At 69.5% G+C, this 23,925-nt stretch carries 24 protein-coding genes; 14 read left to right on the forward strand and 10 right to left on the reverse strand.

What is annotated here, in order from left to right; translation table 11 throughout:
- Positions 1 to 79 precede the first annotated feature (79 nt).
- The 10 genes from IT355_17770 to IT355_17815 all read left to right on the forward strand — a co-directional run bounded on the left by IT355_17770 (position 80) and on the right by IT355_17815 (position 7,884).
- On the forward strand, positions 80 to 979 hold the full coding sequence (locus IT355_17770; GenBank protein ID MCC7055126.1) for a ferredoxin:protochlorophyllide reductase (ATP-dependent) iron-sulfur ATP-binding protein: 900 nt from the start codon (positions 80 to 82) through the stop codon (positions 977 to 979).
- 3 nt (positions 980 to 982) lie between these two features.
- Complete coding sequence (locus tag IT355_17775; GenBank protein MCC7055127.1) at positions 983 to 1,732, forward strand: magnesium protoporphyrin IX methyltransferase; 750 nt, start codon at positions 983 to 985, stop codon at positions 1,730 to 1,732.
- Entirely contained in the window at positions 1,729 to 2,055 is a 327-nt protein-coding gene (locus IT355_17780) for a hypothetical protein (GenBank protein ID MCC7055128.1), read from the forward strand. Before IT355_17775 ends, IT355_17780 begins: the two co-directional genes overlap by 4 nt.
- Positions 2,056 to 2,060: 5 nt before the next feature.
- The gene (gene acsF, locus IT355_17785) at positions 2,061 to 3,149 is read left to right on the forward strand and encodes a magnesium-protoporphyrin IX monomethyl ester (oxidative) cyclase (GenBank protein MCC7055129.1); all 1,089 of its coding nucleotides are present in this window, start codon (positions 2,061 to 2,063) and stop codon (positions 3,147 to 3,149) included.
- Positions 3,150 to 3,153: 4 nt separating this feature from the next.
- Complete coding sequence (locus IT355_17790) at positions 3,154 to 4,602, forward strand: BCD family MFS transporter (GenBank protein MCC7055130.1); 1,449 nt, start codon at positions 3,154 to 3,156, stop codon at positions 4,600 to 4,602.
- 61 nt (positions 4,603 to 4,663) lie between these two features.
- Positions 4,664 to 4,873, forward strand: coding sequence for a hypothetical protein (locus tag IT355_17795; protein MCC7055131.1), 210 nt, complete (start codon positions 4,664 to 4,666; stop codon positions 4,871 to 4,873).
- A gap of 3 nt (positions 4,874 to 4,876) precedes the next feature.
- Positions 4,877 to 5,452 carry a PRC-barrel domain-containing protein gene (locus tag IT355_17800; GenBank protein MCC7055132.1) on the forward strand — a complete coding sequence of 192 codons (576 nt, stop codon included), beginning with the start codon at positions 4,877 to 4,879 and terminating at the stop codon, positions 5,450 to 5,452.
- A complete protein-coding gene (locus IT355_17805) occupies positions 5,452 to 6,132 on the forward strand; it encodes a PH domain-containing protein (GenBank protein MCC7055133.1) in 681 nt (226 codons plus the stop codon). Before IT355_17800 ends, IT355_17805 begins: the two co-directional genes overlap by 1 nt.
- A gap of 28 nt (positions 6,133 to 6,160) precedes the next feature.
- Entirely contained in the window at positions 6,161 to 7,081 is a 921-nt protein-coding gene (locus tag IT355_17810; GenBank protein MCC7055134.1) for a phytoene/squalene synthase family protein, read from the forward strand.
- 38 nt (positions 7,082 to 7,119) lie between these two features.
- Positions 7,120 to 7,884: an Ig-like domain-containing protein gene (locus IT355_17815; protein MCC7055135.1), complete on the forward strand. Its 765-nt coding sequence runs from the start codon at positions 7,120 to 7,122 to the stop codon at positions 7,882 to 7,884.
- Between the two features lie 452 nt (positions 7,885 to 8,336).
- Here the strand turns inward: IT355_17815 and IT355_17820 are convergent, their stop codons facing one another.
- The 5 genes from IT355_17820 to IT355_17840 form a co-directional block, all read right to left on the reverse strand.
- Positions 8,337 to 9,509: a photosynthetic reaction center cytochrome c subunit gene (locus IT355_17820; protein MCC7055136.1), complete on the reverse strand. Its 1,173-nt coding sequence runs from the start codon at positions 9,507 to 9,509 to the stop codon at positions 8,337 to 8,339.
- Positions 9,506 to 11,026, reverse strand: a complete 1,521-nt coding sequence (locus IT355_17825; protein MCC7055137.1) for a photosynthetic reaction center subunit M — start codon at positions 11,024 to 11,026, stop codon at positions 9,506 to 9,508. The genes IT355_17820 and IT355_17825 overlap by 4 nt, the downstream gene beginning before the upstream one ends.
- A 6-nt stretch (positions 11,027 to 11,032) precedes the next feature.
- The gene (locus IT355_17830; protein ID MCC7055138.1) at positions 11,033 to 11,863 is read right to left on the reverse strand and encodes a photosynthetic reaction center subunit L; all 831 of its coding nucleotides are present in this window, start codon (positions 11,861 to 11,863) and stop codon (positions 11,033 to 11,035) included.
- Between the two features lie 115 nt (positions 11,864 to 11,978).
- A complete protein-coding gene (locus IT355_17835) occupies positions 11,979 to 12,173 on the reverse strand; it encodes a light-harvesting protein (protein MCC7055139.1) in 195 nt (64 codons plus the stop codon).
- Between the two features lie 10 nt (positions 12,174 to 12,183).
- Complete coding sequence (locus tag IT355_17840) at positions 12,184 to 12,384, reverse strand: light-harvesting protein (GenBank protein MCC7055140.1); 201 nt, start codon at positions 12,382 to 12,384, stop codon at positions 12,184 to 12,186.
- 149 nt (positions 12,385 to 12,533) lie between these two features.
- On the opposite strand from IT355_17840, the gene IT355_17845 reads away from it, so the two are divergent.
- Positions 12,534 to 13,421 carry an alpha/beta fold hydrolase gene (locus tag IT355_17845; protein MCC7055141.1) on the forward strand — a complete coding sequence of 296 codons (888 nt, stop codon included), beginning with the start codon at positions 12,534 to 12,536 and terminating at the stop codon, positions 13,419 to 13,421.
- A 3-nt stretch (positions 13,422 to 13,424) separates the two neighbouring features.
- Here the strand turns inward: IT355_17845 and bchZ are convergent, their stop codons facing one another.
- The 5 genes from bchZ to IT355_17870 all read right to left on the reverse strand — a co-directional run bounded on the left by bchZ (position 13,425) and on the right by IT355_17870 (position 19,889).
- Positions 13,425 to 14,882, reverse strand: a complete 1,458-nt coding sequence (gene bchZ / locus IT355_17850; GenBank protein MCC7055142.1) for a chlorophyllide a reductase subunit Z — start codon at positions 14,880 to 14,882, stop codon at positions 13,425 to 13,427.
- On the reverse strand, positions 14,882 to 16,513 hold the full coding sequence (gene bchY, locus IT355_17855) for a chlorophyllide a reductase subunit Y (GenBank protein MCC7055143.1): 1,632 nt from the start codon (positions 16,511 to 16,513) through the stop codon (positions 14,882 to 14,884). Before bchY ends, bchZ begins: the two co-directional genes overlap by 1 nt.
- Before the next feature lie 8 nt (positions 16,514 to 16,521).
- Positions 16,522 to 17,541: a chlorophyllide a reductase iron protein subunit X gene (locus tag IT355_17860; GenBank protein ID MCC7055144.1), complete on the reverse strand. Its 1,020-nt coding sequence runs from the start codon at positions 17,539 to 17,541 to the stop codon at positions 16,522 to 16,524.
- Positions 17,538 to 18,482, reverse strand: coding sequence for a chlorophyll synthesis pathway protein BchC (gene bchC, locus IT355_17865; GenBank protein ID MCC7055145.1), 945 nt, complete (start codon positions 18,480 to 18,482; stop codon positions 17,538 to 17,540). The genes IT355_17860 and bchC overlap by 4 nt, the downstream gene beginning before the upstream one ends.
- 195 nt (positions 18,483 to 18,677) lie before the next feature.
- Positions 18,678 to 19,889, reverse strand: a complete 1,212-nt coding sequence (locus IT355_17870) for a methyltransferase (protein ID MCC7055146.1) — start codon at positions 19,887 to 19,889, stop codon at positions 18,678 to 18,680.
- Between the two features lie 220 nt (positions 19,890 to 20,109).
- Between IT355_17870 and bchI the strand changes: the two genes are divergently transcribed.
- The 3 genes from bchI to IT355_17885 are packed head-to-tail and all read left to right on the forward strand — an operon-like array spanning position 20,110 to position 23,740.
- Positions 20,110 to 21,102, forward strand: coding sequence for a magnesium chelatase ATPase subunit I (gene bchI / locus IT355_17875; protein ID MCC7055147.1), 993 nt, complete (start codon positions 20,110 to 20,112; stop codon positions 21,100 to 21,102).
- Positions 21,102 to 22,889: a magnesium chelatase subunit D gene (locus IT355_17880; GenBank protein MCC7055148.1), complete on the forward strand. Its 1,788-nt coding sequence runs from the start codon at positions 21,102 to 21,104 to the stop codon at positions 22,887 to 22,889. Before bchI ends, IT355_17880 begins: the two co-directional genes overlap by 1 nt.
- Positions 22,886 to 23,740: a DUF3623 family protein gene (locus IT355_17885; GenBank protein MCC7055149.1), complete on the forward strand. Its 855-nt coding sequence runs from the start codon at positions 22,886 to 22,888 to the stop codon at positions 23,738 to 23,740. Before IT355_17880 ends, IT355_17885 begins: the two co-directional genes overlap by 4 nt.
- Positions 23,741 to 23,925 lie beyond the last annotated feature (185 nt).

A 23,925-nucleotide genomic window follows, 5' to 3' on the forward strand; every position in this document is an offset into this window, starting at 1 on the left:
GGACGGTGCGTGACAGTGGCGGGACCGGCGCGCGTGGTGGCGCGTGCCGCGATCAATTCCCTGGGTCAGGAGCAGTAAAGTGGCAGTCTCAACGCGACTCCCCGTCCTTGGACGGGAGGACGGCGATGGCAGCGTGCAGGTGCACCTCAATCCCGAGGACAAGATCACCGGTGCGCTCTGCATCGCGGTCTACGGGAAGGGGGGCATCGGCAAGAGCACCACGTCGTCGAACCTGTCGGCGGCGTTCTCGCACCTGGGCAAGCGGGTGCTGCAGATCGGCTGCGATCCGAAGCACGACTCGACGTTCACGCTGACGAAATCGATGGTGCCGACGGTGATCGACACGCTCGAGTCGGTGGACTTCCACAGCGAGGAGCTGCGGACGGAGGACTTCGTGTTCACCGGATACAACGGCGTGATGTGCGTGGAGGCGGGCGGGCCGCCGGCGGGCACGGGGTGCGGCGGCTACGTGGTCGGCCAGACGGTGAAGCTGCTCAAGGAGCACCACCTGCTGGAGGACACCGACGTGGTGATCTTCGACGTGCTGGGCGACGTGGTGTGCGGCGGCTTCGCGGCCCCGCTGCAGCACGCGCACCGCGCGATGATCGTGACGGCGAACGACTTCGACTCGATCTTCGCGATGAACCGCATCATCGCGGCGGTGCTGGCGAAGTCGAAGAACTACCAGGTGCGCGTGGGCGGCGTGATCGCCAACCGCAGCAAGGACACCGACCAGATCGACCGCTACAACTCGGCGGTGGGGCTGACGACGACGGCGAAGTTCCCGGACCTGGATGCGATCCGCCGCAGCCGCCTGAAGAAGTGCACGATGTTCGAGATGGACAGCACCGATCCCGAGGTGAAGGCGGTGCAGGACGAGTACCTGTCGTGTGCCCAGCGGCTGCTGGACGGGGTGCCGCCGCTGCTGGTGCAGCCGCTGAAGGACCGCGAGATCTTCGACCTGCTCGGGTACGACTGAGCCATGGCCCTGCCGACGACGGATGCAGGCCCGCCGGGCAGCCGCAGCTACACGGAGCGGCGTGCCTGGCTGCACGAGTACTTCGACCGGACCGCGGCGGCGGCCTGGGCCACGCTGACCTCGGACTCGCAGGTGAGCTGGGTCCGGCGCACGGTGCGCGAGGGGCGGGAGCGGATGCGGCACACCCTGTCCGGGTACCTGCCGGCCGACCTGCGGGGGGTGCGGGTGCTGGACGCGGGGTGCGGGACGGGGGTCCAGGCGGTCGAGCTCGCCAGCCGGGGGGCCTCGGTGGTCGCGATCGATCTCTCGCCGACCCTCGTGGGGCTAGCCGAGACGCGGTCTGCGGGGAAATTCGAGGGAGGAACGATCGAGTGGCGGTCGGGCGACATGCTCGACCCGCAGCTCGGCTCGTTCGACTATGTCGTCGCCATGGACTCCCTGATCCACTACACCCTGTCCGACATGCTGGATGCCTACGCCGCGCTGGCGGCCCGCACGCGCATCGGGATGGCGGTGACGTTCGCACCGCGGACGCCGCTGCTGGCCACGCTGCACGCGGTGGGCAAGGCGTTTCCGCGCCGCGACCGGGCGCCGCAGATCGAGCCGGTCGCGATGGCCGCCCTGCTCGCCGGCGTCGCCGCCGACGCGTGCCTGGCGGACTGGGCGCCGGGGCGCACGCAGCGCATCGAGAGTGGATTCTACAAGTCCCAGGCGCTGGAGCTCCGGCGCCGCAATGCACAGGGGCAGGCATGACCGCAGTGACGATCTTCTGGGTGTCGGTGGCCCTGCTCACGGCCTGGTTCCTCTTCCGGCGGCGGATCGACGTGCCGGCGGTGATCGACCTCGAGGCGACCGACCGGGAGCTGCACGCGCACGTGGTGCTGGAGGGGGTGGAGGTGAACGAGGGGGACGAGGTGCTGGTGCACGGCGCCCCGTCGTACATCCCGCTCAACGAGAAGCGCACGATGACGGCCAGCGCGACGGTGTCGAAGGCGAGCCTGCCGCGCCGGATGTGGGAACGCGTCATGGGACGCACCCGCATCACGGAACTCTACGAAGTCGGATTCGAGGGCTGACACACATGTACAACGTTGCAGACGATCGCGCGGAGCTCACCCCGGACGTGAAGTCGACGGCCGAGAGCACCGCCATCGCCGCCCAGGATGCGGCCCTCAACCCGCGGTTCTACACCACCGACTTCGACGAGCTGAACAAGCTCGACTTCTCGCGGATGCGCGAGCAGTGGGATGCGATGGTGGAGGAGTTCCGCTCGGACCCGAACAAGAACCACTTCAAGCGCACGGCCGAGTTCGAGGCCGATTTCTCCACGCTGCCGCCGAAGCTCCGCCAGGAGTTCGTGGACTTCCTGATCAGCTCCGTCACGGCGGAGTTCTCGGGGTGCATCCTCTACGCCGAGATCAAGAAGCGGTGCACCAACCCGGACGTGCGCGAGCTGTTCGGGTACATGAGCCGCGACGAGGGCCGCCACGCGGGGTTCATCAACCACACGCTCAACGACTTCAACGTGCGGGTGGACCTGAGCTTCCTGACGCGGGCCAAGAAGTACACGTTCTTCAAGCCCAAGTTCATCTACTACGCGACGTACCTGTCGGAGAAGATCGGCTACGCGCGCTACATCACGATCTTCCGCAACTTCGAGCAGCAGCCCGACAAGCGCTGGCACCCGATCTTCAAGTGGTTCGACAACTGGTGCCACGACGAGTTCCGGCACGGCGAGGCGTTCGCGGTGCTGATGCGCGCCAACCCGGAGACGCTGCAGGGGATCAACAAGTACTGGATCCGCTTCTTCCTGCTGGCGGTGTTCTGCACGATGTACGTGCGCGACCACCTGCGCGCCTCGTTCTTCGGCGCGATGGGCATGTCGGTGGACGACTACGACCGCAAGGTGATCAAGCTCACGAGCCTGATCAGCAAGCAGGTGTTCCCGGTGAGCCTGGACCTCGAGAGCCCGCGGATCTGGGAGCTGTTCGAGAAGATGTACCAGCTCACCCTCGCGATCGAGGCCACGAAGAAGGTGCCCGGCATCGGCTCGGCGCTGCGGCGCGCGATGATGAAGGTGGGCGTGGTGACGACCTTCGTGCAGCTCTACTTCCTGCCGGTGGAGTCGAACGAGCTGCCGGCCGACGTGCGCATGGAACCGGTCTGGTGAGGCCATGAGCACGGCCGCGACCCCGCGGAAGTCACCGCTCGTGGCGCGCCTGGTGACGCGCTTCGGGCCGAGCATCCTGCCGTTCGCCGACGTGGCGACGACGGAGCTGCCGTTGCCGCGCCTGCTCCGCCTGGGCCTGCTCCAGGTGACGGTGGCGATGGCGACCACGCTGCTGGCCGGCACGCTCAACCGGGTGATGATCGTGGAGCTCAAGATGCCGGCGCTGGTGGTCGGCCTGATGCTCGCCATCCCGCTGCTGACGGCCCCGCTCCGCGCGCTCATCGGCTACCGCTCCGACATCCACGTGTCGGTGCTGGGGTGGCGGCGCGTGCCGTACATCTGGCTCGGCACGATCCTGCAGTTCGGCGGACTGGCCATCATGCCGGTGGCGCTCTACATCCTGGCCGGCGACACGCACGGCGACCCGCGGGTGGGCGTCGTCGCGAGCTTCCTGTCGTTCCTCTGCACGGGGCTCGGCTCGCACATGGTGCAGACCGCCGGCCTCGCCCTCGCCACCGACATCACGCCGGAGAAGGACCAGCCGCGCGTGGTGGCGCTGCTCTACGTCATGCTGCTGGTCGGCATGGTGCTCTCGAGCCTGGCCTACGGCGCGGCGCTGCGGAACTTCAACAAGGTCGTGCTGATCCAGGTGATCCAGGGCGCGGCGGAACTCACCATGTTCCTGAACATCTTCGCCGTCTGGAAGCAGGAGGTCCGTGGCTCGGCCCCGACGAAGGCACCGGAGGTGGCGCGGCCGCCGTTCCTGGTGGCGTGGCGCGCCTTCGTGGCCGAGAACCCGCAGCTGATCCGCCTGCTGCTGGCGGTGGGCGTGGGCACCTTCGCGTTCACGCTGCAGGACGTGCTGCTCGAGCCGTTCGGCGGACAGGTGCTGCGGCTCGGCGTGGCCGCCACCACCTCACTCACGGGGATCATGGCGTTCGGCGCGATCGTCAGCTTCGCCCTGGCGCAGAAGCGCGCCTCGCAGGGCGCAGACCCCATCCGCCTCTGTGCCCTCGGCGCGGTGGTGGGTGTGGTGGGGTTCGCACTGGTGATCCTCTCGGCACCGATGCTCTCGCCACCGCTGCTGATGGCCGGGGCGCTCTGCATCGGCTTCGGGAACGGGTTGTTCAGCGTCGGCACGCTGCTGCGCGTGATGGCGCTGCCCCACCACGGCGAGCATGGGCTGGCGCTGGGGGCCTGGGGTGCGGTGCAGGCCACCTGTGCCGGAGTGGCGATGGCGGTGGCCGGGTTCATCCGCGACTGGGTGAGTGCCGGCCATGTCGCCCCGCGGCTGCCGATGGTCGAACCGATGCCGGGACCGGGCTACGTCGCGACGTACGCCCTCGCCGTCGTCGGGCTGTTCGTGTTGCTGGTCGTCCTTGGTCCCCTGGCCGCAAAGCGCCGCGCGGATGTCCGTGAGATGCCGTTCGGCATCGCGGAATTCCCGGCCTGACCCTGATTCCGGTTCTCCACTCTCTGCAGTTGCTGGTGTCCCTCACCTCGAAGGAGCAGGCATGTTCAGGAACTTCACGCCGTACATGGATGTCACGCAGTGGGTGCTGTATGCCTTCTGGTTCGCCTTCTTCGGGCTCATCCTGTACCTCCGCCGCGAAGACAAGCGCGAGGGCTATCCCCTCGTCTCCGACCAGCCGGACCGCCTGCACCAGGGATATCCGCCCTATCCGGGCCCGAAGGAGTTCATCCCCACCCACCCGGAGCACTAAGCCATGTCAGAACTCATTGTCCCGAAGAACGCGCGGCCGGTGGATTCGAGCTTCGGCGCCCCGCTGGAGCCGATCGGCAACCCGCTCTCGGCCGGCATCGGTCCCGGTGCGTGGGCCGAGCGCGCCGACCGCCCCGACCTGACCCTCAAGGGGGCGCCGCGCATCGTGCCGATGCGCGTGGCCACCGACTTCTACGTGGCGCACGAGGATCCTGATCCGCGCGGCCTCGAGGTGCGCGGGATGGATGGCGTCGCCGCCGGCACCGTGGTGGACCTCTGGGTCGACCGCAGCGAGCCGTGCCTGCGCTACATCGAGATGGAGCTCAGCGGTGGCGGCCGTCGCCTGCTGCCGGTGCCGTTCCTGCGCGTGCCGCGGCCGGACACGTGGCTGCCGCTCATGACCAAGGAGCCGTCGGCGACGCACGTGCAGATCAACGTGCTGAAGGGGGCGGACTTCGCCGGCATCCCGGTGACGAAGCACCCGGACCTCGTCACGCTGCTGGAAGAGGACAAGATCTCCGCGTACTTCGGTGCCGGGTCGCTGTGGAACTCCGATGTGCGCTTCGGGCCGCTGGTGTGATGGCGGAGAGCGTCGAGCATGTCGGGCCGGACGGGGAGGTGCGACGCCTCCCCGCCGGTGAACGTGTCCTCTGGCAGGGGGCGCCGGACCGGCGCTCGCTGGCCCGCTTCCTCCTGCGCGAGCGGTGGCTGCTGGCCTTCGTCGCGTTCTCGTTCGCCCTCGGGGCGGCCGAGGCGCTGCAGCATGCCGAGGGGGCGGGGGCGCGGCTGGTGGGCGTGGCGACGCTCAGCGCCGTCATGGCCGCGATTGCCATCGTCGCGGTGCGCATCTTCGCGTGGCTGTTGCAGCGCACGTCGAAGTACGTGATCACCGACCGCCGGCTGTACTTCAACATCGGGATCGTGCTGCGCGCGGACGCGAACGTGCCGTACACCAGCATCGAGGGGGTGGACCTGCTGCGCCACAAGGACGGCTCGGCGGACCTGATGGTGACGCTCGGCGAGTCGCAGGAGATCCCCTGGTTGTTGCTGTTCCCGCACATGTCGTGGCGGGGCGCGAAGCGGGGACGCCCGACCTTCCGCGGCCTGCGCGACGCCGATGCCGCCGCCACTGCGGTCGTGGGTGCGCTGCGCGCCTGCACCGCCGGCGGCGCGGATGCCGGCGCGACCGGAGCCACGGCGAATGCCGCACCGGTCGCTGCGCGGACCCACCTCACGGCAGCCACCCCGTCCCCCGCGTGACGTCGTCGCGGGCCCGAGGCACCAGCGCATGGTGACGTTCGAGAGTCTGGTGTGCGGCAACATCGTGCGGCGCCATGCGCGCACGTTCGCGCTCGCGAGCGCCTTCCTGCCGCTGACGAAGCGGCGCGGGACCTACGCGCTCTACGCCTTCTGCCGGCTGGCGGACGATGCCGTGGACCGCGCCGGTCCGGGCGATCGCGAGGCGGTGCGGCGGAACCTTGCCGCCCTGCGCAGCCAGCTCGACGACGCAATCGCGGGCGGCTTCGCCGGCCCCGTCATGCACGAGACGGCATGGGCCATCCGCCGCTTCGGCATCCCGATGGCCCCGGTGGATGAGCTGGTGAACGGCGTGGCGCGTGACCTGGACCCCACCGACTACCGCGACTGGCCGTCGCTGCAGGCCTATTGCGAGGGCGTCGCGAGCAGCGTGGGTGAGCTCTGCACCCACGTCTTCGGCGTGATCGGCGGCGAGGCGAACCGCGAGCGCGCGATCGGGTTCGCGCGCACGCTCGGCGTGGCGATGCAGCTCACCAACATCCTGCGCGACATCGGCGAGGATGCCGGCAACGGGCGGTGCTACCTCCCGGACGACGCGCTGCTGAGTGTCGGGCTCACGCGCGACCAGGTGATCGCGCGCGACGTGGACGTGCGCTCCCGCGCCTGGCGCGAGATGATGAAGCACTTCGTGTTCAGCGCACGCGCGCTGTACCGCGAGGCGCTGCCCGGCATCGCGATGCTGGCCCCGGACTCGCAGCGCTGCGCGCAGGCGTGCGCGGTGGGGTATGCGGCGATCCTCGAGGCGATCGAGGAGGCGGAGTACGACTCGGTGTCGATGCGCGCGCACATCGGCTTCCGCCGCAAGACGCGGCTGATGCTGTCACTCTACCGGCACGACCCGGTGGCCCTGGTGGCCGGCGCGACGACGACGACCCGGCCTGCGGTGGCGTAGCCGGCCGCGTGCGAGTGAGAAACACCGGAGTGTCACCCGTGTGCCGGCCGCGCACGGCCGTCGCGCCGCTGCGCTGCCGCCTGGCAGCGGTCCTCGTGGCGCTGCTCGCGACGGCGGGGTGCCGCGACAACACCGGCGTCGACGGCGCCAGGAACGTGTACCAGGTCTCCCTGCGCGTGACCGGCAGGAGCCTGGTGCTCGGCGACACGCAACGCGTCACGCTCGAGATCCAGGACAGTGCGTTGCGGGAGATTCCGCTCGCCGAGCTGCGGGGCAGGGTGCGATTCGTCACCAGCGACAGCACCCGTGCCACCGTGTCCGGCGACGGGCTCGTCGCGGCGCGCGCGCTCGGCGCGGTGGAGATCGGGGTCATGGTGGACACGCTCGTGCGCACACGCGAGGAGTTCCTGGTCATCATCCCGCCACGGCGGGTGACCGTCATCGCGACGGGTGACGGCGACGCGGATCTCGCCTGGCAGTCCACCTGCCTCGGCACGGACCGGCATCGCCTGCCGCTCCCGTGCGCCGGCGCGGACCTGCCGCGATGCCGCGTCCGCGCCGGCCGCACCGTCGAGCCCTGTTCCTGGGACCTGACCAACGACATTCGCCACATCCTCGTGGGTGTCCGGGTGATCCCGGATTCCTCGGTGACCGTGACACAGGTGCAGCAGGACGGGTCCGTCATCCCGCGCCGGAACTACGACGGGACCGGATCCCTCGAGTGCCTGCAGGGGCAGTGCATCATTCCACAGGCGGCGCTGCTGCGTCCCGATACGATCCGGCTCGTCGTCAGCCGGCGGTGACGCGGGCCTGACGACGGATTCGGTGACCGGCGAATTCCGGTGACAGTGCACGAATATCTGGACGAAATTCAGTGACAGTGCACGAATAGCGAATTCCGGTGACAGTGCACGAATATCTGACGGATTTCGGTGACAGTGCACGGACGAATTTCGGTGACAGTGCACGAATATCTGTCTCCGGACGAAATTCGGTGACAGTGCACGAATATCTGGACGAAATTCGGTGACAGTGCACGGACGATATTCGGTGACAGTGCACGAATATCTGTACCCGAACGGGAGGGTTGCGATGCGGGAATTCGTCCCGGACTTCCGTGGGATCCCGGCGCGAGTGCGCGGGAGACGCGGTCTCCACCTGGGCGACCCGGACACCGACGTGCCCGAACGCGCCACGCGCCCGGATCGGCGAACCGACCCGGGCGCGTGACGAGGGCGATGTCTACAGGAGCGTGCTACTTGTTCGGTGTCGCGGTGGGCACCGGGGCCGCAGCGGGCATCGCAGCGGCGGGTGTGGTTCCCATCCCGACCGGAACGGCTGCCGGAGTCGCCATCGTCGGCGCAGCCGTCGCGAGCTTGGCACCGACCGGGGTCGGCACGGGCGTCGTGAGCGGTGCGCCGTCGTAGAGCGCCTTCCCGTTCGCATCGAGCGGGCCGAGTGTGTTGTCCCAGCCAGGGGCACCCCAGAGGGCAGGGTAGTCCTTGACCATCTTCGCGCCGTACAGCGGCTTGTAGATGCCGTTGTGGCACGTGATGCACTGGGCCTTGGGCGCATCACCATGCTCGCCCAGGCGACTGCGCGGGTACACCGGCTGCAGCGGGTTCAGGTAGTTCATGTTCATGTCGCGGAGCATGGCGGCTCCGTAGTAGGCGACCACGCGCTTCGGCGTGGACTCCTCCCAGGACGTCCAGGCCCGCGAGTTGTGGCAGTACGTGCAGTTGACGCCGAGTGCGTTCGACTGGCCGACCATCAGGGCGTACGTGTTGTACGTCTGGCGGATGGCGGTCCGGTTGCCGTTGCTCGGCTCGATCATGTGGCTCTGCACGCGGATGTCATCGCGATCCAGGTAGTGCCGGAGGATCTGGTTCTCGTTGCTGTAGAACCAGAGCCCGTTCGGGATGGGCTGGCCGCGGTGGCAGGTGTAGCAGGTGACGCCGGTGCCGGCGACGTGCTGGGTGTAGTCGCTGTTGATGCGGCGCGTCATGCGGAGCATCATGCGGGCGACCAGCTTCGCGTAGATCGGCTGCCCCTTGTTGGAGTCGGCCGCGAAGTTCGCCGTGTTGTGGCAGTAGGCGCAGTTGCCTGCGTTGCCGGCCACCCACTGGCTCATCGCCGTCATCGTGCGCCCGAACTCCGCGGCGCCGACATCGGTGAGCACCTGCACGTTCTTGTACTGGCCGGACGCCCCGCCCGGTGGTGCCGGCGGGAGCGGCTTCGGGGCCTGGTTGTACGCGGCCGTCTTCGCGATGTCGTTCGGGTCGTAGTTCGTCTCCATCGCGACGCCGCGGAAGCCATGCTGCGCGATCTTCTTCGGCCCGGGCTTCCACATGTCGGGATAGCCCTTGCACCCGCCCAGCAGCACGACCGACAGCAGGGCGCCAAGACGCACGGAGTGACGAGTGATCATGGCGTGGTCCCCGCTGGCAGCACGACCTTGCCCTCCGACGAGATCTCGACACGGCGGTTCAGGCGGCGTCCTTCCGGCGTGGCGTTCGTTGCCGTGGGACGGGTCTGCCCGAATCCGCGCGCCTTGATGCGGTCGGCGGCGATCGCGTACTTGGTGGTGAGCATGTCGCGCACGCGCTCGGCGCGACCCTGGGACAGCGTCAGGTTGGCGGTCGGGTCACCGACGTTGTCGGTGTGGCCCTGCACCTCGACCTTCAGCGTCGGGTGCTGCGTGAGCAGCGCGGCGAGGTTGGCGAGCTCGGCGTCCGACTCCCCGCGCAGGCCATCCTTGCCGGTGTCGAAGTACACTGCGCTCATGATGAACAGGCCATCCAGGTTGAGCGAGTCACGCATGTCGGCCGTGGAGAGCACCGGCTTGTTGTACGCCTCGACATCGACCGCGCCGGTGAGCTGTGCCCCCTGCGGGACGGGCAGCTTCTGCGGCACCAGGCGTCCGGTCGCATCCCGCATCATGCCCGGGAAGGTGTCCGGTGCGACGCCCATGTACTGGCCGCGCAGGTACGGCGCCTGTTCCGCCTTCACCGCGTACTGCACCGGGTAGCTCGGGGCGACGCCATGCTTCTGTGCCCAGAGGAACCAGTTGTCGACCGCGGTCCCCGTGAGGAGGATGCCGAGGCCACCGGTGAGGGTGGTGAGGGTGGCGAACCAGTAGGCCCAGCGGTGGATGGACTCCGTGGTGGCGTTGAAGCCCATCGTCCAGCGCCAGAACAGGCCCATGCGCTCACCGGCCGTGCCGCGGTCGGTGACCTGCTCGATCTCGCGTTCCGCCCCGTACCGGCTGCAGGCGAGCACCGTGGCCGCATGCATGGCGAAGAGCACCGCCGACCCGTAGAGGAAGGCGATCGACAGCATGTGGAACGGGTTGTAGAACAGGTTGCCGTAGCGGATGGAGAAGGCGGCCGTCCAGTCCAGGTGCGGGAAGATCCCGAAGGGGACCGCCTCGGACCAGCTGCCGACCATCAGGGGCCGGATGAAGCCGAGCACGAGGTACAAGAAGATCGCCGAGGCGAACGACCAGACGATGTGCGACCCCATGCCGAGGGCCCGCGTGCGCTGGTAGATGCGCACCCACCAGCAGAGGATGGCCAGGGTGAGGAAGAAGCCGGCCATCAGCCACCAGCCGCCTTCGGCGAGGGGCGGGATGTGCAGGCCGTACTTCGGCGCCGGCGGCTCGAGGGAGAGCCACGGGAGCTGGCGGATGAACTGGATGACGCTCCAGTTGACGGAGGCCATCATGTTGAGGCCGATGATCTCGATGGCGATGAAGCCGAAGATCAGCGAGAAGACGCCGAGGGTGCCGAGGTAGATCGGCCCGATCTGCGCATCGCCGAACTTGCCGGCCCAGTAGCTGAGGATCGGCTTGCCGTCGCGGCCCCAGGTGCCGCCACGAAGCGGGACACCGGGATCGACGGGGGCGTGCACCTGCACGCGGGTCCAGAGGTTCTGGTATTCAATCATGGTGCATCACCTCGGGGCCCAGATGGGCAGGTACAGCCACCAGTTCCACCAGTCCTGCCAGCCCCGGGTCCAGAACGGGCCGCTGATGACGATGCAGACGGCGCTCCAGAACGCGGCGCTGAGCGCCAGGAAGAGGCCGAGCCGGTGGATGCCGATGGCGCCGATGGAGTAGCCCACGGCGTCGCGGAAGAACGAGTTCTCGTGCTCGCTCGTCTTCACCGACTCCCCCTTCGGCGGGCTGGTCACTGACAGGATCAGCGAGCCGTGCATCGCGAGGGCGAGGTTGTTGGTGAAGAAGAACGTGATCGCGATCATGTGCGCCGGGTTGTAATGGAAGTGCTGGAACTGGTACCCGACGTTCGACACCCAGTCGAGGTGACTGAGGATGCCGTACGGGAAGCCATGGCCCCATGCACCCAGCAAGACCGGGCGGATGATGACGAGCGTGATGTACGCGAACACCGCGACGGAGTACGCCACGGGGACATGGTAGCCCATGCCCAGCTTGCGGCTGATCTCCGCCTGTCGCAGCACCCAGGCCACGAACGAGACGGTGGCGCACATCGTGATGATCTGCCAGAGTCCCCCGTCGCGCAGGGGAGCGAGGCGCAGCCCGTAACTCAGGTCGGGCGGCGCGATGTTGATCTGCCAGAGGTTCCAGGTGGGGCCGATCGCCGCGCCATAGACGCAGAGGGCGGTCCCGAGCACTGCTGCAAAGGCCGAGATCACGCCGAAGAACCCGACGTAGAACGGCCCGATCCAGAAATCGAACAAGTCACCGCCGAGGAGGGTGCCGCCTCGCACGCGGTACTTGTACTCGAAGGACATCATCGCCATCGGTTGTCGCTCCTTGCAGGCAAGGTCGTGACGCCGGCGTGGAGGGCTAGGGCGCCGGATGGCTCACGTGGTCTGGGCACATGAAGCCATCCGGGCCGCAGCCCGCGCGCCGTCGTTACCGACTTGCCGGCATCGGGGTGAGCGCGTCTGCCGTGGACACCTTGGCTGCGTTCCCATCAGGATCGAGCCAGTTGTACCGCGTGGTGCTGAGCAGAATGAAGTGAATGACCAGCGCCAGCGCGAACATGAACGCGAAGATGCCGACCATCAGGCGCCGGGGATCGAAGCCCTGCCACATTTTGTAAAGCATGGGTTTCTCCTCAGCTCAGGAAGCGAGTGGCGGAATGCGCGACGTCGATCAGCTGCGCCGACGCATAACCGAGCGGCTTGCCGAACCACGGACGCCACTGCCAGCACAGGTAGTGGAAAATCGCAGCGAAGAAGAAGAAGCCCACAAACGTCAGCATCGCCAACGAGTGAACTCCACGTGCTTCTTCATCTGTCATCGGGGGCTTATCCATTCCAACCTCGGGAAATGGCTTGCTGCACGCTCCTGGCGCAGCGCAGGGCGCGACATTGAATCCCGTCGCGCAGGGACGAACGATCCGCCGGCGTGCGCCGGCCCAGACCCGAATCGTTCGTGTTGACCAGACACACCTGGAGGGCATGCGTGCCTGATACCGAAGACCAGCGGCCGGTCATCCCGGCGGACTGGCCGAATGCAGACTGCTCGATGTTCATCCACGCCGCCGGCCTGCGCTGGCATGTGCAGCGGGCCGGCCGCGGGCCGGTCGCGCTGCTCGTGCACGGCACCGCCGGCGCCTCACACACCTGGCGCGACGTCCTCCCGCGGCTCACGCCACGGGCCGACGTGCTCGCCGTCGACCTCCCGGGCCACGGCTTCACCACCGGCGCGACCCCGGACCAGCTCTCGCTCCACGGCATGACAGCCGCCCTCGCTGACCTGCTGCGCACCCTGGGGGTCGCGCCGGTCATCGCTGCCGGACACTCCGCAGGCGCGGCAGTGCTGCTGCAGCTTGCGTCGTCCCGCGAGGTGGCACCACGTTCGATCATTGGTGTCAACAGTGCACTCGTTTCACTCAACCCACTAGGGCAGCTCTTCCTGCCGTTCTCCCGCGCGCTCGCCGACCTGGCGCCGCTCCGCAGCGTCGTCGGGGCGGTCATGGAGTCCGGCACCATCGCCCGCGCCCTGCTGCGCTCCACCGGCTCGACGCTCGACCCGGCGCAGGAGGCGCGGTACGTCGCACTGCTCACCAGCGGCGAGCGTGTCACTGCCGCGCTCCGCATGATGGCGCGCTGGGACCTGCCCGCCCTGGTCGCCACATTCCCCTCAATAGTCCAGCCCGTCACGCTCATCCACTCGCGCAACGAACCCTGGGTGCCGTGGGACGACCTCATGGCGTCCACCCGCACGCTCCCGGACCGCACCGTGGTCGACGTCACCCCGGCCGGACACCTCATCCCCGACGAGCAGCCGGCACGCGTCGCCGCCGTCATCACGGCCGCGCTCGACGCCCTCGCTGCCCGACCGGGATGACGCTCAGGCATACGCCCCGCCACGCATCGCGCGACGCGATGCCAGCACATGGTCGCGCGTGACCGTGCTGTCCTTCAGCTCGCGCGCGTCCCGCTCGGCCAGGTCGCGGATCCGCTTCGCCGCCGAGATCCGGATCAGCACCGGCTGCTCCTCGAGCAGCTCGTCCAGCGCCGCCTTCGCCTCGTCGGTCCACGGCAGCTCCTGGTGCAGCCGCGACGGCGTCGCCTCCACCTTGTCCATGTCGGTGGACAGCGGGATGATGTTGAACAGCGCGTCGAACAGCGCGTTGCAGACTTCCTGGATCAGGTACGTGGCACCCGAGTAGCCCATGAACGGCGTGCCGGTGTGCCGGCGGATGATCGCCCCGGGGAACGACGCGGGGATGTACATCGCCCGCGTCCCCGCCTCGGCCATGTACATCCGCTCGTTGTAGCTGCCGAACATGATCAGCGGCGGCGTGGTGCGGATCGCCTCGCGCACCGCGGCGTTGTCAGGCTTCACGCCCGCCCGCCGCGCGAACGCGAAGGTGCAGGGCAGCCCCATCTCGGTCTCGAGGAAGTGCCGCACGCCACGCGAGTACGTCTCGTTCGCCACGATCGCGAAGCTGGCCGTGCCGAAGAAGTCCTGCGTCACGCTCCGCCACAGGTCCCACAGCGGCTTGATCGTGGTGTGCTTCTCCTTCGTGATGAACGGCTCGGGATCGAGGCCCAGCAGCTCGCCCAGCGTGCGGAGGAACTTGGTGGTGGAGTGCAGCCCGATCGGCGCCTGCAGGTACGGGCGATCCAGTGACTCGCACAGCATGCGCCCGAACTCGCGGTACATGCAGATGTTCACGTCACCGTCCACCAGCCGCGGCACGTCGGCCAGGTGGCTGCCGAGCGGGAACACCATGTTGATCTCGGCCCCGATCCCCTCCACCAGGCGGCGGATCTCGGCGAGGTCGCTCCAGGTGTTGAAGTAACCGTACATCGGGCCGATCAGGTTCACGCGCGGCTTCGCCCCCTCGGCGCGCTCGGTGCGCTTCGGCATCACGCCCTTCTTCAGCCCGTACTCGGTCCAGAGCCAGTACAACGCGCGGTCGGCGGCCTGCCACTGGTCCTCGTCGATGGTGCGCGGCAGGAAGCGCACGATGTTCGTGCCCTCGGGTGTCACGCCGCCGCCGATCATCTCCGCGATGCTGCCCGTCACGACCACGGCCGGCAGTTCCGGATCGAGCGTGGTGTGCGCGCGACGCATCGCGCCCTCGGTGCCGTGCTGTCCGAGCTCCTCTTCCGACAGGCCGGTGACGACCACCGGCAGCTCGTGCGGCGGAAGCGCGTCGGTGTAGTGCAGCACCGACGTGACCGGCAGGTTCTCGCAGCCCACCGGACCGTCGATGACGACCTGCAGCCCCTTGATGGCGGTGAAGGCGTACACGGCCCCCCAGTAGCCGCCGGCGCGATCATGGTCGAGGACCAGCATCAGACCATCTCCTCCGCCTTGCGCTGCTTCGCCAGCTTGGCGAGGTGGCGACGGTAGTGCTCGCGGAACTCGGGCCGGTCCACCGGCACCTCCTCCCACACGCCGGCGGTGTGCCCCTCGCCCACGCCCTCGAAGAACGCCTTCATCTCGTCGAAGCGCGCGCGGTTGCCGAGCGCCGCATTGATCACCGTGGCCAGCGAGCCGGCACCGGCCGGCCCCATCAGCGGGCGCGCCGAGATCAGGTTCGTGAAGTACAGCGACGGGATGCCGAGTTCCTTGGCCGCCTGCACGACCGGCGTGGTGCCGATGGCGAGGTCGGGCTGGAATTCGCGCATCGCGGCCAGGTCCTGCTCCAGCGACGCGCGGTACTGCACGTGCACCCCGCGCGCCTGCAGCCAGTCGCGATCGGCCTCGCTGTACGGTGTGCGCGGGCAGGCGGTGCCCACGTAGCGCAGGTCGGCGCCGCTCTCCACCAGCAGCCGCGCCACCAGCAGTTCGCTTCCCTCGTAGCCGCTCATCGTGATCCGGCCCGTGATGGGCCTCGCGGCCAGCGCACCCTTGATCGCCGGCAGCACGGCGTTCTGTGCCGCGCCGATCACGTCCGCGCTGACGCCCGCCGCCTCGCCGATGTGCCGCAGCCAGTCGGCGGTGCCGTCATGGCCCACCGGTGCCGAGCCCACGATCGGGCGGCCGGCGTACTCGAACTCGCGGAACGAGGCCGTATAGAACGGGTGGATGGCCGCCACCACGGCACAATCGAGCGCCGCGTACAGCTCGCGCCACTCGCGGGTCGGCACCACCGGTCCGGCGGCCAGGCCCAGCGGCGCGAGCATCATCCCGATGCCGACCGGGTCGGCGGGGAACATCTCGCCCACCAGCGTCACCGTCGGCTTCTCACTACGCCCGCCGCGTGGCGCGGCCACCGGCCCCTGCTCGGCCTCGGTGCGCGCATACCGCAGCATCGCACCGCTCAGCACGTCCTTCGCCTCGGCATGCGTTGGCACGCCGAAGCCCGGCACGTCGATGCCGATGATGCGCACGCCGTTGATCTCCTTCGGCAGGAGCTGCAGCGGCACGCCCGACGCCGTCGGCACGCAGAGGTTCGTGATCACCACCGCGTCGTACAGCGCCGGATCGGCGAGCTTGAACACCGCGTCGCGGATGTCCTCGAAGAGCTGGCCGGTCACCAGCGTCTCGGAGTTGAACGGCACGTACCCGACCGTGCGCCGCGCCCCGTAGAAGTGGCTCGTGAACGTCAGGCCGTAGACGCAGCAGGCCGACCCGCTGAGGATCGTGGCGGTGCGGCGCATGCGCAGGCCAACGCGCAGTGAGCCGAATGCCGGGCACATCGACTGCGGCTGGTCGTGCGGCCCCTTCGGGTAGTCGGCGGCATACTGGTCGAGGATGCCGCCCTTGCCGCTCGCCATGGCGGCGGCCTTCATCTGCTCGGCGCCGGAGTGGCAGCCCACCCCGTCGGTCGGCGGGGCGGTGAGCACCGGCAGCGCGGAGCGCGTCGAGCCGGCGCCGAGGTCCAGGCCGGCCGCCAGCTGCGCGTCGTTCGTCATCGGTGACGCGCCCGCGGCATCGTACGAGACCTCGCGGTTCGGCGTCGTGATCATCTCGTCAGGCATCGTGCGGCTCAGACGGTGTCGTAGACGACTTCGAGCGAGGCCTTGTTCGACTCCTCGCGTCCGCACATGTCGAGGAACGACGCCGGCTCGAGCACCACGTTGCGGCCGACGGTGTCGGCGGAGAACCGGTTCAGCAGCTCGTCCTGCGTGAGCGGGTGCGGGCGCACCGGCGGCGCGTCGGCCACTGCCTGTGCGAGGCCGGCGAACAGCTCGCCCCAGTCGCCGCCGGGAATGCCGATGATCTCGTAGTTGGCGCTCTTCTTCCGGATGTCGTCGTTGGCCGGGATCTTGGCGAGGATCGGGATGCCGACCTTGTTCGCGAAGGCCTCGGCCTCGCCGGTGCCGTCATCCTTGTTGATCACCACGCCGGCCACGCCCACGTTGCCGCCCAGCTTGCGGAAATACTCCACCGCCGAGCAGACGTTGTTGGCCACGTAGAGTGACTGCAAGTCGTTGGAGGCGACGACGATCACCTTCTGGCACATGTCGCGCGCGATCGGCAGGCCGAAGCCGCCGCAGACCACGTCGCCGAGGAAGTCCAGGAGGACGAAGTCGAAGCCCCACTCGTGGAAGCCGAGCTTCTCGAGGGTCTCGAAGCCATGGATGATGCCGCGCCCGCCGCAGCCGCGGCCGACTTCCGGTCCGCCGAGCTCCATGGCGAAGACGCCGTCGCGCTTGAAGCAGACGTCGCCGATGGCCACCTGCTCACCCGCCAGCTTCTTCTTCGAGCTCGTCTCGATGATCGTGGGGCAGGCCTTGCCGCCGAAGAGCAGCGAGGTGGTGTCGCTCTTGGGGTCGCAGCCGATCAGCAGCGTCTTGCGGCCCTGCTGTGCCATCATGTACGACAGGTTCGCCAGCGTGAAGCTCTTGCCGATGCCGCCCTTGCCGTAGATCGCGATGATCTGCGTCTCCTTCGTGACCGGACGTTCCTCAACCTGTGCCGCGTCCGGACCGGCGGCTTCGTCACGAAGCGCCTGGTGCATGGTCGCGAGCACGTCATCCTTCGCGGTGGCCTGTTGTGTGGTCATGCGGGCGAGCTCCAGTTGAGGATCATCTTGACACAATCGGGGTCACCGAACGCAGTAGCGTACGCCTGGGCTGCATCGGCAGCGGGGGCGCGGTGCGTGATGATCCCGTCCAGCGACAGGTGCCCGTCGGTCACCATGGCCGTGACATCGGCCAGGTCGGCGGGCGTGAATTCAGCCGCGATCCGCAGCGACAAGGCGCGCATGAACGCGAGGGGGAACGCAAACGACACGGGCTCGTGGTAGAACCCGCCGAGCACGATCTCGCCATGGCGCGCCAGGCGCGGCACGAGCGCGTCGAGGATGCCGGTGGCGCCGCTGAGCTCCAGGATGGCGGCGTGGTCGCGCCGCGGATCGTGATCCGGGTGCACGACCTGGTAGCCCGTCGCGCCGCTCACGCGCGCGGGCTCGATCTCGTGGACGGTGGGTGCCGGCCCGCCGAGTGCGAGCACCAGCCGCGCGGCCAGCCGGCCGAGGGAGCCATGGCCGGTGATGAGCGAGGGGAGGGTGCCCTCGCGGTGCGTGCGCAGCGCGTGCAGCGCCGTGGCGGCCAGCGACAGCAGCACGCCGCGCTCGCCAAGACCGCGCGGGATGCGGTGCGTCCGGTCACCCGCGACCACCAGGGTCTCCGCGGCGCCGCCGAAGAGTCCGCGGGTCTCGCCGAAGCAGCGGGCGCCGGCCACGAACACCTCGTCGCCGGCCTCGCGACCCGACCGCGGGCCGGCGTGTGTGATGGTGCCGACACTCTCGTAACCCGGGACGAGTGGATACCCGAGCCCGGGGAAGGGCGGCATCGTTCCGGTGTACAGCAGTCGCTCGGTGCCGGTGCTGATGCCGGTGTGGTGCACGGCGATCATGACGTCGGCATCGCCGGGTTCATCGAGCGGCAACGCGCGCAGGGCGAGCGTTCTCGGTTCGTCGAACACGACAGCGAGAGAGTTCAAACGAGACGGCTCCATCCAGCGGGTGGGATCCCGAACGGGGTATTCTGTCAACCTACCCGTACAACAGGAGGCGTCAATAAAGGTTGACGCTTTTTCGGGCCGGGTTCTCGCCTCGGATCACGTGCCCGCGCAGGGGCGTCGCCGAGGGGGATGAAGGGGGCGGCACGCCCCGTTCCAGTCTTCGTGGGTAACCGGTCAGGCCTGGGCCGCGAGGATACCGGACTGAACCGGATAGCGGGTCGCGACCACGCGGGTCCGTGAGAAGCCAGCGGCCCGCAGCAGCGCCTGGTGCTGGGCCACCGTCCGCGCCCGGCCGCGCCCCATGGCGAAGAGGTAGAGGCCGAAGTACGCGTCGCCCACCCGCTCCGCGCCCCGGACGCCGGAGAACGGTTCCACCACCAGCAGGGTGCCGCCCGGCTCCAGCGCCTCGCGGGCCCGACGGAGGATCGTGAGTGCCACCTCGTCGCCATGATCCAGCAGCACGCGCACGAGTGTCACCAGGTCGGCGCCGGCCGGCAGCGGATCCGTCTGGAAGTTGCCGGCGTGGACCGTGGCCCTGCTGTCGAGTCCGGTGCTGGCGAGCGCAGCGCGGGCGTGGACCGCCACGGCGGGCAGGTCGAACAGCATCAGCTCGAGATTCGGGGCCTTCTCGCCCATCAGGCTGAGGAACGCCCCGATCCCGCCACCTACGTCCAGCAGCCGACGGTGCGACGCCACGGGATAGGCATCCATGACCTCCTCGGCCAGCGGCGGCACCGTCGCCGCCATGAGGTCGCTGTATCGGGCGGCGGCGGCCGGGTCCACGTCCTCGGGGCGGCCCGCCTCGCCGTACGGGAAGTAGGCGGCGATGGCCGTCTGGCTGCGCCGGGGGTCGCGCAGCATGGCCACCGGGTCCAGCAGGTCACGGTAGAGGAGCTGGTTGTGCTCGATCAGCTTCTCGAGCCCCGTGTTCGGGGCGATCGAGGCACCGTTGACCGTCAGGCGCCAGCGGCCGTCCTCGGTGGCCTCGAGCAGGTCCAGTGCCTTGCACGCATGCACCAGGCGTTCCGTCCCCTCGATCGGGAGCCCGACGGCCGTGGCGATCTCGACCATGGTGAGCGGGCCGTTCCGAAGCTTCCCGAACAGGTTGAGCTGGATGCCGGCGTAGAGGACCTGCGAATAGACGAAGCCGCTGCAGAGGTCGAACAGCTCGCGGGCGTGACGGCGGGCGATGAAGCGGGTGAGGAAGAACGAGCCCGCCCAGCGCTGGAAGCCCGGTGAGGCCGCCATCCGGTTCCGCCAGTCGGCGATCCGGTCCTTGATCGAGAGCGGGGCCCCGGCCGATTCGGTGCGTGGGCGGACGCCGGTGACCCCGGACGAGACAGCGGCGGCGGCCGCGCCGGCGGCGGGCTTGGGGCGGTCAGACATGAAAATGCGGTGGTCCTGTCAGCAAGGGGGGCGCCACGCGGCCGAACGGACTTTTGCCTGCCGCGCTGCTGCTCTGTGATGCAGGCGCAACACGCACTCTGTCAAGCTTGCTGGACGGTGGGGGAGGGGGCACCTTCTGAACAGACAGGGCTGATTCACCGTTTCCGGGGACCGTGTGCGCGTTGCCTTTCCGTTCAGTGCGATCGTAGGGCAGGAACAGATGAAGCTGGCACTCCTCATCGCGACCGTCGACCCGTCGGTGGGGGGCGTCCTGGTGCTGGGCGACCGTGGCACGGGCAAGTCGACGGTGGTGCGTGCGCTGCCGGCGCTGCTGCCCGGCATGAAGGCGGTGGAGGGGTGCCGCTACGGCTGCGATCCCGCCGCCAACGGTGCGCGCTGTGACGAGTGCCGGGAGCGTGCCCTGCACGTGGCGCGTGGCAAGCTGCCCGTCACGGAGAAGCGCGTCCCCGTCATCGACCTCCCCCTCGGTGCCACCGAGGACAGGGTGGTCGGCGCACTCGACATCGAGAAGGCGCTGCGCAACGGCGAGAAGGCGTTCGAGCCCGGCCTCCTGGCGCGCGCGCATCGCGGGTTCCTCTACGTGGACGAGGTGAACCTGCTCGAGGATCACCTCGTGGACCTGCTGCTCGACGTGGCACAGACGGGCGAGAACGTGGTGGAGCGCGACGGCGTGAGCGTGCGGCATCCCGCCCGCTTCGTGCTCGTCGGCAGCGGCAACCCAGAGGAGGGCGACCTCCGGCCGCAGCTGCTCGACCGGATCGGCCTGAGCGTGGAAGTGCGCACCAGTGACGACGTGGGGCAGCGGGTGGAGGTGATCCGCCGCCGTGATGCGTACGAGCGCGACACGAGTGCCTTCCTCGCGCACTGGGAGGCCGCGGACGGGGCGGTGCGCACGCGCATCCTCGCGGCGCGCAAGCGCCTGCCGGCGGTGCAGGTGCCGGATGCGGTGCTGCACAAGGCGGTGCAACTCTGTGTGGAGCTGGGCACCGATGGTGTGCGCGGCGAACTCACGCTGCTGCGTGCGGCGCGTGCGGCGGCAGCGCTCGACGGGCACAAGGTCGTGACCGACGCCCACATCAAGGCGGTGGCACCGATGGCGCTGCGCCATCGCCTGCGCCGCAACGTGCTCGACGAGGGCGGCAGCGGCACGCGCGTGGCGCGGGCGATCACGGCGATCTACGGCGCGGCGTGATGACGGCGGCGGTGCCGGTGGCGGGTGCGCAGGACGGTGCCGTGGCTGCGGCACGCGCGCGCGCTGCCGCGGCGCTGTGTGTGGTGGCCGTCGCCGGTCGCGAGATCGGCGGGATCGTGCTGCGGGATTCGTCGGCGGGAGCACAGCAGTGGATCGCCGCCCTGCGCAGCGTGCTTCCTGCCTCGGTGCGCGTGCTGCGCCTGCCCGCCTCCGCCACCGACGATCGCATCTTCGGCGGGCTGGACCTGGCCGCGACCATCGCCACGGGCAGCCCGGTGGCGGAACGTGGCGTGGTGGCGGAGGCGCACGGGGGTGTGGTGGTGATTCCCCTCATCGAGCGCATGCCGGTGGCGACGCAGGCGCGCCTCGGCGCGGTGCTCGACACCGGCGTGGCCACCGTGCTGCGGGATGGCGTGCGCGCGTCGTTCCCGGCGGAGTTCACGCTCATCGCCATCGACGAGAGCGAGGAGGAGGTGTGGGGCGTGGCGGCGCCGTTGCGTGACCGGCTGGCCCTGGTGCTGGACGGCGACGTGCGCGTGGACGAGGCGATGCTGCCGCCGGCGGCGACGGTGGCGGCGGCGCGTGCCATGCTGTCGCACGTGTTTGCGTCGGACGACGTGATGGTCGGCATCGGGACGATGTGCGTGGCGTTCGGCATCGCCTCGGATCGTGCGCCGCGGCAGGCGCTGTGGACCGCGCGTGCGCTGGCCGCGCTCGATTCGCGCCGCGACGTGGAGGAGGCGGACGTGGCGCTGGCGGCGCAGCTCGTGCTGGCGCCCCGCGCGACGCGCATGCCCGCGCCGCCGCCGGATGAGGACGAGCCGGAACAGGAGCAACCGCCCGAGCCGTCGCCGCCGGAGCCGACATCGTCCGACACGCCGCCGGACAGTCCCGATGACCGGCCGATGGAGGACCGCCTGGTGGACGCCGTGACGGCCGCGATTCCCCCGGAACTGCTGGCCGAGTTGCTGGCACGGGCGAACCGGCCGAGCCAGGAGCTGGGGCGTGCGGGGGCGGAGAAGGAGAGCTGGATCCGTGGCCGGCAGGTGGCGGCGCGGCGCGGCAAGCCGGATGGTGTGCGCCGGCTGCACGTGCTCGAGACGCTGCGTGCGGCGGCGCCATGGCAGCGTGCGCGTGCGCGGGCGGCGGCCACGCGGGAGCTGCCGGTGCGGTCGCTGATCGTGGAGCGCGACGACTTCCGGATCCGTCGCTACGTGGAGCGCGCCGGCACGGCAGTGATCTTCGTGGTCGATGCGTCGGGGAGCGCCGCCGCGCAGCGGCTGGGCGAGGCGAAGGGGGCGGTGGAGGCGCTGCTGGCCGAGAGCTATGCGCGGCGCGACCGGGTGTCGTTGATCGCATTCCGGGGCACCACCGCCGAGATGCTGCTGCCGCCCACGCGGGCGCTGGCGCGGGCGCGGAAGCTGCTGGCCTCGCTGCCGGGGGGTGGTGGCACGCCGCTGGCGACGGCGATCGACATGGCGGTGACGGCGGGCGTGGCGGCGCGCCGATCCGGCACGCTGCCGGTGGTGGTGTTCCTCACCGACGGGCGCGCGAACGTGGCGCGCGACGGGAAGGGTGGGCGCACCGAGTCGATGCGTGATGCGCTGGACGCGGCGGCGACGTTCCGTGCCAGCAACCTGGCCTGCGTGGTGATCGACACGTCGCCACGCCCGGAGCCGATGGCGCGGAAGGTGGCGGAGGCGATGGGGGCTCGGTACGTGCCGCTGCCGGTGGTGGATGCGCGCGCGATCGCGGGTGCCGTGCAACTGGCGAAGGAGGTCGGGTGACGCCGCCGCGGGACGTGCCGGTGGCACCACACGCGGCGGATCGGGCGCCGGAGACGACGGGGCGCCGCGGCTGGATCGCGCGGGCGCGGGAACACTGGAGCGCGGTGGGGAAGGGGACGCTGGCGGTGGTCGGCTTCTGGTGGCTGGTGACGGGGGTGATCGTCGCGCTGCAGCGGAACGAGTGGACGAAGCTGGCGGCGTGGGTGATCTCGACCGGGGTGGCGATCTGGGCGACGTACGTGGTCCACGCGGAGCGGGAGCGCCGGACGCCGAGTGCGGCGCGGCGGACGTTCCTCGCCAGCACCGCGATCTGGATGTGGATCAATGTCGGGTTGTACGGCGGCTGGATCGTCGGGCCGTCGCAGGCGGCGAGCGCGGCGGGGGAGCCGACGGTGCTGCGCGCGGCGGAGGCGGTGGTGTCGCTGCTGTGGCACGAGCTGCTCTGCGTGCTGATCCTGTTCGTGAGCTGGCTGCACGTGCGCACGTCGCCGAACCGGCTGTCTTTCCAGGCGCTGCTCACGTACTGGGCGGTGCTCCAGGTGGCGAAGCTGAACATCTTCCTCGGGGTGGCGAATCCCGGGGCGCGGTTCCTGCCGCCGCACCTGCAGTTCCTGCTGTCCTACTATGGCCCGCCGGAGAACACCGGCTGGCTGCCGGTGTCGTTCTTCACGGCGATGGGGATCGCGCTGATCTTCTGGTGGCGCGGCTGGCAGGCGCAGGATGCGTTCCTGCGGCAGGGGCGGGCGCTGCTGGCGATGCTGGTGGCGCTGGCCGCAGTGGAGTATGCGCTGCTGGGGGTGCACAGCGATGCGCCGCTGTGGGAGGTGTTCCTGAAGGCACGCGGGTTCTAGTGGCGTGTAATCGAAGTTCCGGACGCAGTCGCCGGTCGGGGCATCCCGGCTGGCGGCATTGAAGATCCTCGCAATACCGCCGGTATTGCTGCGGTTTTCGGCTGGCCAGCCAGGCGCCGCATCCGGCTTTGTGCTATCCGAACTTCGATTACACGCCACTAGTCGCGACGGTCTCCGGAGGTCGT

The organism is Gemmatimonadaceae bacterium (assembly GCA_020851035.1).
GTDB lineage: Bacteria > Gemmatimonadota > Gemmatimonadetes > Gemmatimonadales > Gemmatimonadaceae > JACMLX01.